Annotated in this window: 5 protein-coding genes and 1 pseudogene; 5 read left to right on the plus strand and 1 reads right to left on the minus strand. The window is 70.4% G+C overall.

Features of this window, described 5'->3' with window-relative positions:
• The first annotated feature begins 105 nt into the window (after positions 1–105).
• From rplJ to O4J56_RS23310, 4 genes are all read left to right on the plus strand, one after another.
• On the plus strand, positions 106–630 hold the full coding sequence (rplJ, locus tag O4J56_RS23295; RefSeq protein WP_270688651.1) for a 50S ribosomal protein L10: 525 nt from the start codon (positions 106–108) through the stop codon (positions 628–630).
• Positions 631–690: 60 nt separating this feature from the next.
• Positions 691–1,077 (plus strand): 50S ribosomal protein L7/L12, encoded by a 387-nt coding sequence (gene rplL / locus O4J56_RS23300; RefSeq protein ID WP_270688653.1) that lies wholly within the window; start codon positions 691–693, stop codon positions 1,075–1,077.
• 534 nt (positions 1,078–1,611) lie between these two features.
• On the plus strand, positions 1,612–5,079 hold the full coding sequence (gene rpoB, locus O4J56_RS23305) for a DNA-directed RNA polymerase subunit beta (protein WP_270688655.1): 3,468 nt from the start codon (positions 1,612–1,614) through the stop codon (positions 5,077–5,079).
• A 34-nt stretch (positions 5,080–5,113) separates the two neighbouring features.
• Entirely contained in the window at positions 5,114–8,989 is a 3,876-nt protein-coding gene (locus O4J56_RS23310; RefSeq protein WP_270688656.1) for a DNA-directed RNA polymerase subunit beta', read from the plus strand.
• Between the two features lie 418 nt (positions 8,990–9,407).
• On the opposite strand, the gene O4J56_RS23315 is transcribed toward O4J56_RS23310, so the two are convergent.
• The gene (locus O4J56_RS23315) at positions 9,408–9,890 is read right to left on the minus strand and encodes a hypothetical protein (protein ID WP_270688658.1); all 483 of its coding nucleotides are present in this window, start codon (positions 9,888–9,890) and stop codon (positions 9,408–9,410) included.
• Positions 9,891–10,434: 544 nt separating this feature from the next.
• On the opposite strand from O4J56_RS23315, the pseudogene O4J56_RS23320 reads away from it, so the two are divergent.
• A pseudogene (locus O4J56_RS23320) lies at positions 10,435–10,858 on the plus strand (hypothetical protein); the annotation flags it as partial.

Below are 10,858 nucleotides of genomic sequence, written 5' to 3' on the forward strand. Positions count from 1 at the left end.
CGTCGGTCGTGCCCCGTGCCCTGCGCCGGGGCTTTTTTCATGCCGCGCCCGCCCGCCTCGCCCAGGTCCCTGGAATCCCCGGCGTTCACTGTTGGAAGGAGTCCCATGGCGAGGCCGGATAAGGCAGCCGCGGTCGCCGAGCTCAGCGAGGAGTTCAAGAGCTCGCAGGGCGCCGTGCTTGCCGAATACCGGGGGCTCAGCGTCGCCCAGATGCAGGATCTGCGGCGCAGCCTCGGCCAGAACGCGCGGTTCCGCGTCGTGAAGAACACCCTCGGCAAGATCGCGGCCAAGGAGGCCGAGCTTGACGAGGAGGCCCTCGAGCTCTTCGAGGGGCCGTCGGCCATCGCCTTCGTCCGCGGTGACGTGGTCGAGGCGGCCAAGGGCCTGCGTGACTTCGCGAAGGACAACCCGCCTCTGGTGATCAAGGGCGGCTACATCGACGGCAAGACGATGGGCCCCGAAGACATCACCAAGCTGGCCGACCTTGAGTCCCGCGAGGTTCTCCTCGCGAAGCTGGCCGGCGTCCTCAAGTCCAAGCAGGGCCAGGCCGCCGCCACGTTCCAGGCTCTTCCGACCAAGCTCGCCCGCCTGGCACAGGCGCTGCACGAGAAGAAGTCGGACGAGGCCTAAGAAGACCATGGCACGGCGCCGAGGGGCGCCCGTGTTCGGGAAGAAAGAGAGATCGCAGTCATGGCGAAGCTCAGCAACGAAGAGCTCCTCAGCGCCTTCGAGGAGATGACCCTCCTCGAGCTCTCCGAGTTCGTGAAGCTGTTCGAGGAGAAGTTCGACGTCGAGGCCGCCGCTCCGGCCGCCGTCGTGGCCGCCGCCCCCGCCGACGGCGGCGGTGCCGCCCAGGAGGAGGAGAAGAGCGAGTTCGACGTCGTCCTCGAGTCGGCCGGCGACAAGAAGATCCAGGTCATCAAGGAGGTCCGCGGCCTCACCAGCCTGGGCCTGAAGGAGGCCAAGGACCTGGTCGACAACGCCCCCAAGCCGCTGCTGGAGGGCGTCAACAAGGAGACCGCGGACAAGGCCAAGGAGGCCCTCGAGGGCGCCGGCGCCACCGTCACCCTCAAGTAGGGCCGAGCGGCCGGTCCCGCGTGCGGGACCGCCGCGCCGCCCGCGAGGCCGCCCCGGAATTCCGGGGCGGCCTTCCTCGTTGGACCGGGGCGCCGCCGCGCGCCCCGCCGTTTGACCCGCGTTCGACCGACCCTTGGAAAAGAGTCTCCTTCCCCGTTGTCTCCTCGCTCACACCCGCCCTGCCCTGTGGGACCTCTCACGGGCGTCGGGCGAGGCCGGGAAGGCCCCCCGGGCTTGACGGATCCGCCTGAGGGAGCGATGCTGCGTGGTGTCGTGACTGACTCCGGGGGATGCGGTTGGACAGCGGTGTAGTATTCGGCTACACTGCCCTTTTGCGCTGCCCTTTGACGACCCCTGTGCCGGTGTCCGTGCGTTCCGCGCCCTGATCACCCGTGGTCTCGGCCCACCGACCGCACGTGCCACCTCGACGGCGGAGGCCACCGGGAGCCCCGGAGGCTTCCCCCATCGAACAACGACCCGGGTCGTCCGGCGTGCGCGCGCATCAACCGCCACAAGCCTTCGGAAGGACCCCTGTTGGCAGCCTCGCGCAACGCCTCCGCTAACGCCCTTGGTCCGAACCGCGTTTCGTTCGCCCGCATCAACGAACCGCTCGAGGTCCCCGACCTTCTCGCGCTGCAGACCGAGTCCTTCGACTGGCTGCTCGGAAACGAGAAGTGGCGCGCCCGAGTCGAGGCCGCCCTCGAGGCGGGTCGCAAGGACGTTCCGGAGCAGTCCGGTCTCGAAGAGATCTTCGAGGAGATCAGTCCGATCGAGGACTTCTCGGGCACGATGTCGCTGTCGTTCCGCGACCATCGGTTCGAGCCGCCCAAGTACTCCGAAGAGGAGTGCAAGGACAAGGACATGACGTACTCCGCGCCGATGTTCGTCACCGCGGAGTTCATCAACAACGACACCGGCGAGATCAAGAGCCAGACGGTCTTCATGGGCGACTTCCCGCTCATGACCGTCAAGGGCACCTTCATCATCAACGGCACCGAGCGGGTCGTCGTCTCGCAGCTGGTCCGGTCCCCGGGCGTGTACTTCGACCGCCAGGTCGACAAGACCTCCGACAAGGACCTGTTCGGCTGCAAGGTCATCCCGTCCCGCGGCGCGTGGCTGGAGTTCGAGGTCGACAAGCGCGACTTCGTCGGCGTCCGCATCGACCGCAAGCGCAAGCAGGCCGTCACCGTGCTGCTCAAGGCGCTGGGCTGGACCACCGACCAGATCCTCGAGCGCTTCGGCCACTACGAGTCCATCCGCAACACGCTGGAGAAGGACCCCACGGCCGGCACCGACGACGCGCTGCTGGACATCTACCGCAAGCTCCGTCCGGGCGAGCCCCCGACGAAGGAGTCGGCCCAGGCGCTGCTGGAGAACCTGTACTTCAACCCCAAGCGCTACGACCTGGCCAAGGTCGGCCGGTACAAGATCAACAAGAAGCTCGGGCTGGAGGCGGACTTCACCCAGGGCACCCTGACCGAGGACGACATCGTCGCCACCGTCGACTACCTGGTCCGGCTGCACGCCGGGGAGGAGTCGATGGACACCGCGATCGGCGAGCGCCCGATCGAGACCGACGACATCGACCACTTCGGCAACCGGCGCCTGCGCACGGTCGGCGAGCTCATCCAGAACCAGGTCCGCCTGGGCCTGGCCCGCATGGAGCGCGTCGTCCGCGAGCGGATGACCACCCAGGACGTCGAGGCCATCACGCCCCAGACGCTGATCAACATCCGGCCGGTCGTCGCCTCCATCAAGGAGTTCTTCGGCACCAGCCAGCTGTCGCAGTTCATGGACCAGACCAACCCGCTGGCCGGGCTGACCCACAAGCGCCGCCTGTCGGCGCTGGGCCCGGGCGGCCTGTCGCGTGAGCGCGCCGGGTTCGAGGTCCGCGACGTCCACCCCTCGCACTACGGCCGCATGTGCCCCATCGAGACCCCGGAAGGCCCCAACATCGGCCTGATCGGCTCGCTGGCCGGGTACGGGCGGGTCAACTCCTTCGGGTTCGTCGAGACGCCCTACCGCAGGGTCGAGGACGGGCGCGTCACCGACGAGGTGGTCTACCTGACCGCCGACGAGGAGGACCGCTACGTCATCGCCCAGGCCAACACCCCGGTCGAGGCCGACGGCACGTTCACCGACGAGCGGGTGCTCGCGCGCACCAAGGGCGGCGAGTTCGAGGCCGTCGTGCCGGGCGAGGTGTCCTACATGGACGTCTCCCCGCGCCAGATGGTCTCCGTGGCCACCGCGATGATCCCGTTCCTGGAGCACGACGACGCCAACCGCGCGCTCATGGGGTCCAACATGCAGCGCCAGGCGGTGCCGCTGCTGCGCGCCGAGGCGCCCATGGTCGGCACCGGGATGGAGTACCGGGCCGCCACCGACGCCGGCGACGTGGTGCTGGCCGAGAAGGCCGGCGTGGTCGAGGACGTCACCGCCGACTACATCACCGTGATGGCCGACGACGGCGGCCGCAAGACCTACCGGCTGGGCAAGTTCCGCCGCTCCAACCAGGGCACCTGCTTCAACCAGCGCCCGGTGGTCGACGAGGGCGCCCGGGTCGAGGAGGGCCAGGTCCTGGCGGACGGCCCCTCCACCGACCAGGGCGAGATGTCGCTGGGCAAGAACCTGCTCGTGGCGTACATGTCCTGGGAGGGCCACAACTACGAGGACGCCATCGTGCTGTCCCAGCGGCTGGTCCAGGACGACGTCATGTCCTCGATCCACATCGAGGAGCACGAGGTCGACGCCCGCGACACCAAGCTGGGCCCGGAGGAGATCACCCGCGAGATCCCCAACGTCAGCGAGGAGGTCCTCGCCGACCTGGACGACCGCGGCATCATCCGGATCGGCGCCGAGGTCGTCGACGGCGACATCCTGGTCGGCAAGGTCACGCCCAAGGGCGAGACCGAGCTGACCCCGGAGGAGCGCCTGCTGCGCGCCATCTTCGGCGAGAAGGCCCGCGAGGTCCGCGACACCTCCCTGAAGGTGCCGCACGGCGAGTCCGGCAAGGTCATCGGCGTGCGCGTGTTCAGCCGCGAGGAGGGCGACGAGCTGCCGCCCGGCGTCAACGAGCTGGTCCGCGTCTACGTGGCGCAGAAGCGCAAGATCACCGACGGCGACAAGCTGGCCGGCCGCCACGGCAACAAGGGCGTCATCGCCAAGATCCTGCCGCAGGAGGACATGCCGTTCATGGAGGACGGCACCCCGGTCGACATCGTGCTCAACCCGCTGGGCGTGCCCGGCCGGATGAACGTCGGCCAGATCATGGAGATCCACCTGGGCTGGCTTGCGGCCAACGGCTGGCAGATCGACGACGGGCCCGAGGAGTGGAAGCAGCGGCTGCGCGCCATCGGCACCGGCGAGGTGCCGCCCGGCAGCACCGTGGCCACCCCGGTCTTCGACGGCCTGCGCGAGGACGAGATCACCGGCCTGCTGCAGTCGGTGCTGCCCAACCCCGACGGGGACCGGCTGATCAACGCCGACGGCAAGGCGCGGCTGTTCGACGGCCGCACCGGCGAGCCGTTCGACGAGCCGATCGCGGTGGGCTACACCTACTTCCTGAAGCTGCACCACCTGGTGGACGACAAGATCCACGCCCGCTCCACGGGTCCGTACTCGATGATCACCCAGCAGCCGCTGGGCGGGAAGGCGCAGTTCGGCGGCCAGCGCTTCGGCGAGATGGAGGTCTGGGCGCTGGAGGCCTACGGCGCGGCCTACGCGCTGCAGGAGCTGCTCACCATCAAGTCCGACGACGTCCTGGGCCGCGTGAAGGTGTACGAGGCCATCGTCAAGGGCGAGAACATCCCGGAGCCCGGCATCCCCGAGTCCTTCAAGGTCCTCATCAAGGAGATGCAGTCGCTCTGCCTGAACGTGGAGGTGCTGTCCAGTGACGGTATGTCCATCGAGATGCGAGACACCGACGAGGACGTCTTCCGTGCTGCGGAAGAACTGGGAATCGACCTGGGTCGGCGCGAGCCGAGCAGCGTCGAAGAGGTCTGACTTCCGCAAGCTTCGAGAGCAGGGGACGAATTAAGTGCTCGACGTCAATTTCTTCGACGAGCTGCGCATCGGCCTGGCCACGGCCGACGACATCCGCCAGTGGTCGCACGGCGAGGTCAAGAAGCCGGAGACGATCAACTACCGCACCCTGAAGCCGGAGAAGGACGGGCTCTTCTGCGAGAAGATCTTCGGCCCGACCCGGGACTGGGAGTGCTACTGCGGCAAGTACAAGCGCGTCCGGTTCAAGGGCATCATCTGCGAGCGCTGCGGCGTCGAGGTCACCCGGGCCAAGGTGCGCCGTGAGCGCATGGGCCACATCGAGCTGGCCGCTCCGGTCACCCACATCTGGTACTTCAAGGGCGTTCCCAGCCGCCTGGGCTACCTGCTGGACCTGGCCCCCAAGGACCTCGAGAAGATCATCTACTTCGCCGCCTACATGGTGACGTGGGTGGACACCGAGGCCCGCGAGCGCGACCTGCCCTCGCTGGAGGCGCAGGTCTCGGTCGAGCGCCGGCACATGGAGCAGCGGCGCGACTCCCAGGTCGAGGAGCGCCACAAGAAGCTCGAGGCCGACCTGGCGGAGCTGGAGGAGCAGGGCGCCAAGGGCGACGCGCGGCGCAAGGTCCGCGAGTCGGCCGAGCGCGAGATGCGCCAGATCCGCGACCGGGTGCAGCGCGAGATCGACCGCCTCGACGAGGTCTGGAACCGCTTCAAGGGTCTGAAGGTCCAGGACCTCGAGGGCGACGAGATGCTCTACCGCGAGATGCGGGACCGCTTCGGCAAGTACTTCCGCGGCGGCATGGGCGCCCAGGCCATCCAGGAGCGGCTGGCCAACTTCGACCTCGACGCCGAGGCCGAGAGGCTGCGCGAGACCATCCGCAGCGGCAAGGGCCAGAAGAAGGCCCGCGCCCTGAAGCGGCTCAAGGTCGTCTCGGCGTTCCTCAACACCCGCAACAGCCCCATGGGCATGGTGCTCGACTGCGTCCCGGTGATCCCGCCGGACCTGCGCCCCATGGTCCAGCTGGACGGCGGCCGGTTCGCCACCTCCGACCTGAACGACCTGTACCGCCGGGTCATCAACCGGAACAACCGGCTCAAGCGCCTGCTCGACCTGGGCGCGCCCGAGATCATCGTCAACAACGAGAAGCGGATGCTGCAGGAGGCCGTCGACGCGCTGTTCGACAACGGCCGCCGCGGCCGCCCGGTCACCGGGCCGGGCAACCGCCCGCTGAAGTCGCTGTCCGACATGCTCAAGGGCAAGCAGGGCCGGTTCCGCCAGAACCTGCTGGGCAAGCGCGTCGACTACTCCGGCCGCTCGGTCATCGTCGTCGGCCCCACGCTCAAGCTGCACCAGTGCGGCCTGCCCAAGCAGATGGCGCTGGAGCTGTTCAAGCCGTTCGTGATGAAGCGCCTGGTCGACCTGAACCACGCGCAGAACATCAAGAGCGCCAAGCGCATGGTGGAGCGGTCCCGCCCGGTCGTGTGGGACGTGCTGGAAGAGGTCATCACCGAGCACCCGGTGCTGCTCAACCGCGCGCCCACGCTGCACCGCCTGGGCATCCAGGCCTTCGAGCCGCAGCTGGTCGAGGGCAAGGCCATCCAGATCCACCCGCTGGTGTGCACCGCCTTCAACGCCGACTTCGACGGCGACCAGATGGCGGTCCACCTGCCGCTGTCCGCCGAGGCCCAGGCCGTGGCGCGGCTGCTGATGCTGGCCACCAACAACATCCTCAAGCCCTCCGACGGCAAGCCCGTGACCATGCCCACCCAGGACATGATCATCGGCCTGTACTACCTGACCACCCTCAAGGAGGGCGGCCGGGGCGAGGGCCAGGCCTACAGCGGGCCGGCCGAGGCGATCATGGCCTACGACGGCGGCGAGCTGGACATCCAGTCCAAGATCAGGCTGCGGGTGCCCGGCGACGTGGTGCCGCCGGCCGACTGGGAGGCCCCCGAGGGCCACGTCTCCGGCGAGCCCTACATGCTCGAGACGACCCTGGGCCGGTACCTGTTCAACGAGACCACCCCGACGGACTACCCGTTCGTCAACTACCAGGTGGGCAAGAAGCAGGTCTCGGCGCTGGTCAACGAGCTGGCCGAGAACTACCCCAAGGTCCAGGTGGCCACCACGCTGGACGCGTTCAAGGACGCCGGGTACAAGTGGGCGACCCGCTCGGGCCTGACCATCGGCATCGGGGACGTGCTCACGCCGCCGCGCAAGAACGAGATCATGGAGTCCTACGAGCGCTACGCGGACAAGATCCAGCGCGAGTACGACCGCGGTCTGATCACCGACGACGAGCGGCGCCAGGAGCTCACCGAGAACTGGACCAAGGCGACCAACGACGTCGCCAAGGAGATGGAGGACAACTTCCCCATCGACAACCCGGTCTGGATGATGGTGCAGTCGGGGGCCCGGGGCAACCCGATGCAGGTCCGCCAGATCGCCGGTATCCGCGGCCTGGTCTCCAACACCAAGGGCGAGACCATCCCGCGGCCGATCAAGGCCTCCTACCGCGAGGGCCTGTCGGTGCTGGAGTACTTCATCTCCACCCACGGCCAGCGCAAGGGCCTGGCGGACACGGCGCTGCGCACCGCCGACTCCGGGTACCTCACCCGGCGCCTGGTGGACGTGGCCCAGGACGTCATCGTCCGCGAGGTGGACTGCGGCACCGACCGCTCGCTCTGGCACGAGATCGGCGAGAAGAACGCCGCCGGCACCGTGGTGCGCAAGCACAACGTGGAGAACACCGGCTTCGGCCGCACCCTGGCCGAGGACGTCGTGGTCGACGGCGAGGTGCTGCTGCCCGCGGGCACCGACACCTCCGAGGGCGTCATCGACAAGCTGGTCGAGGCCGGGGTGGAGCGGGTGCGCGTGCGCTCCTCGCTCACCTGCGAGGCCAAGATCGGCGTGTGCAGCTCCTGCTACGGCCGCTCCATGGCCACCGGCAAGCCGGTGGACGTCGGTGAGGCCATCGGCATCATCGCCGCCCAGTCGATCGGTGAGCCCGGCACCCAGCTGACCATGCGGACCTTCCACATGGGCGGTTCGGCCGGCCAGGACATCACCCACGGTCTGCCGCGTGTGACCGAGCTCTTCGAGGCCCGCATCCCCAAGGGTGTGGCGCCCATCGCCGAGCTCGACGGGCGGATCCGGATCGAGGAGACCGAGAAGAGCCGCAAGATCGTCCTGATCCCCAACGACGGCTCGGACGAGATCTCCTACCCGGTGCCGATGCGCGCCCAGCTCCTGGTGGAGGAGGGCTCGCAGGTCAAGGTGGGCCAGCAGCTCATCCAGGGTGCGATCAACCCGCACGAGGTGCTCCGCATCCAGGGGCCGCGCGCGGTGCAGCAGCACCTGGTCAACGAGGTGCAGGAGGTCTACAAGTCGCAGGGTGTCTCGATCCACGACAAGCACATCGAGATCATCGTGCGGCAGATGCTCAAGCGGGTGAACATCCTGGAGTCGGGCGACACCGAGCTGCTGCCCGGCGAGATGGTGGACCGGCCCAAGTTCGAGTCGGTGAACCGCCAGGTCGTGGCCGAAGGCGGCCAGCCGGCCGCCGGGCGCCCGGTGCTGCTGGGCATCACCAAGGCCTCGCTGGCCACCGAGTCGTGGCTGTCGGCGGCCTCCTTCCAGGAGACCACCCGGGTGCTCACCGAGAACGCCATCCACGGCAAGAGCGACCCGCTGGTCGGCCTCAAGGAGAACGTCATCATCGGTAAGCTCATCCCGGCCGGTACCGGAATGCCGCAGTACCGCAACGTCCGGGTCGAGCCGACCGAGGAGGCCAAGGCCTCCATGTACTCGGTCTCGGGCTACGAGGAGCCCAGCGAGTACACGTTCGGCCAGGGCTCCGGTGAGGCGGTGCCGCTGGAGGAGTACGACTTCGGGCCCTACAACCGGTAGGGACCTCTCCCGCCCAGGCGGGACGGAGTTCGGAGAGATCGGTTGACCGATCCGGTGACGGCGGTGGCCCATCCCGTGCGGGGTGGGCTGCCGCCGTTCGCTGTGTCCGGTGGGCCCACGGGGTCCGCGCGGATCTGTCAGGGGAGTCGAGCGCTCATGCGCGGTCGGGAGAACGAGGACCAGTGACGGACAACGGGGGAGCGCGGCACCGGCCGCCCGACGAGGATCCTCGGCCCGCGGACGACGCGGGTTCGTGGTTCCAGCCCAGCGGCGACCGGTACCGCACCCAGTCCCATTACCAGGACCCCTACGAGGACGAGGGCGGTGAGGGCGCGGCCCCGCCGCCGGGGGCACAGGGCGCTCCGGGGGCGCCGGGAGCACCGGGGGCTCCGGGCGGCCCCGCCGGGCCGGCCGGGGGCTACCCGGGCACCGGCGGGCAGCGCCCGCCGATGGCCGAGCCGTACCCGGCCGCGCTCGGCGGCCCGCCGCCGAGCGGCCCGCCCGCCGGTGGGCCCCCGCCTTCGGGGCCGCCCGTCGGCGGCCCCCCGCCCGCAGGGCCGCCCCCGGGCGCGCCCATGCCGCCGCCCTCGGGGCCGCCGGTCGGCCGCTCCTTCGAGCCCGGCCCGCCCCCGCCCGGACCGTCGGGGCCCGAGCGCCCCGACGCGGTCGAGCTGGGGTCGGGCGCCTGGCCGTCGTCCTCCCTGTCGCCCGGCGGCCCGGCCGGCGCGCCCGAGCCCCCGCGGGCCGAGCCGCCGCGTCCGGAGCCCGCCCCGGAGCCGGAGGCGCCGGTCTGGAAGGTCGAGTCCGGTGCGTGGCCGTCGGCCTCCGTCGGCGGCGGGTCCTCCGACCCGGCGGCCCCTGCGGAGCCGGACCACTCCGCGGGCACGGGCGAGGCGCCCATGCCCGCGGCCTTCACCAGCGGCGGGTGGCCGAGCGCCGCCGCCCCCGGTTCGGACGGTGATGGGGAAGGGCCGTCCGGTGCTTTCGGGGGCGATTCGTCGTGGTCTCCGTCGCGGACGGGGCCGCAGCCGCAGGTTCCCGGGGGGTCTGGGCCGTCTGCTTTCGGTGGGGACGCCGGTGGTGTGGGCGGTGGTTCGTGGGGTCCTGGTTCGGACGGTGATGGGGAAGGGCCGTCCGGTGCCTTTGGGGGTGACTCGTCGTGGTCTCCGTCACGGACCGGCCCGCAGCCGCAGGTCTCTGGGCCCCTGGGCTCCGGTGCGTCCGGAGCGCCGACCTCCTTCGGCGGTGACACGGACTCCGCCGGTGGGACCGGCTGGGGGAGCGGTGCCTCCGATCCGCTGTCGCCCGGCGATCCCGCCACGGGCGGCACCCCGTGGGGGGCGCCCGCTCCCGAGTCCGGCGCCTCCGACCTCGGCGGCGGCCTGGGCACCGGCAGCGGCAACACCTGGGCGTTCAGCCGCGACGACTACAACCTCCCCTCGGAGGTGCGCGACGCGGCGATCCGCGACGAGGAGCGCCGCCGGGCCGAGCGCGAGTCCGCCCAGGAGCCGTACATCCCGCAGGACCCCTACGCGCAGGACCCGTTCGGTGCGCGCCCGCAGGCGCCGGGGGCGGCGGAGGCCTCCCCGTCCGGCGGGTACGACGACTACGACCCGCTCGGCCCCGGCGGCCCCTGGGGCGACCGGGGCGGGCCTGAGGCGCAGGCGTCGCAGGGGGTGCCGCCCGGCCTGCCGTCGGACCTCCGCGGCGGGGCGGACCCGCTGGCCCCCGGAGGCTCCTGGAGCGACCGGGGCGCACCCGACCCCTCGGACCCGCTCGGCTCGATCGCGGCGCAGCAGCGCTCGGCCCGGGACGGGGGTGCGGCGCCCGCCGACCCCGAGGCGTTCGGCGAGGCCCCCGCGCAGCAGC

Origin of the sequence: Nocardiopsis endophytica (assembly GCF_027706725.1) — a bacterium.
GTDB lineage: Bacteria > Actinomycetota > Actinomycetes > Streptosporangiales > Streptosporangiaceae > Nocardiopsis_A > Nocardiopsis_A endophytica.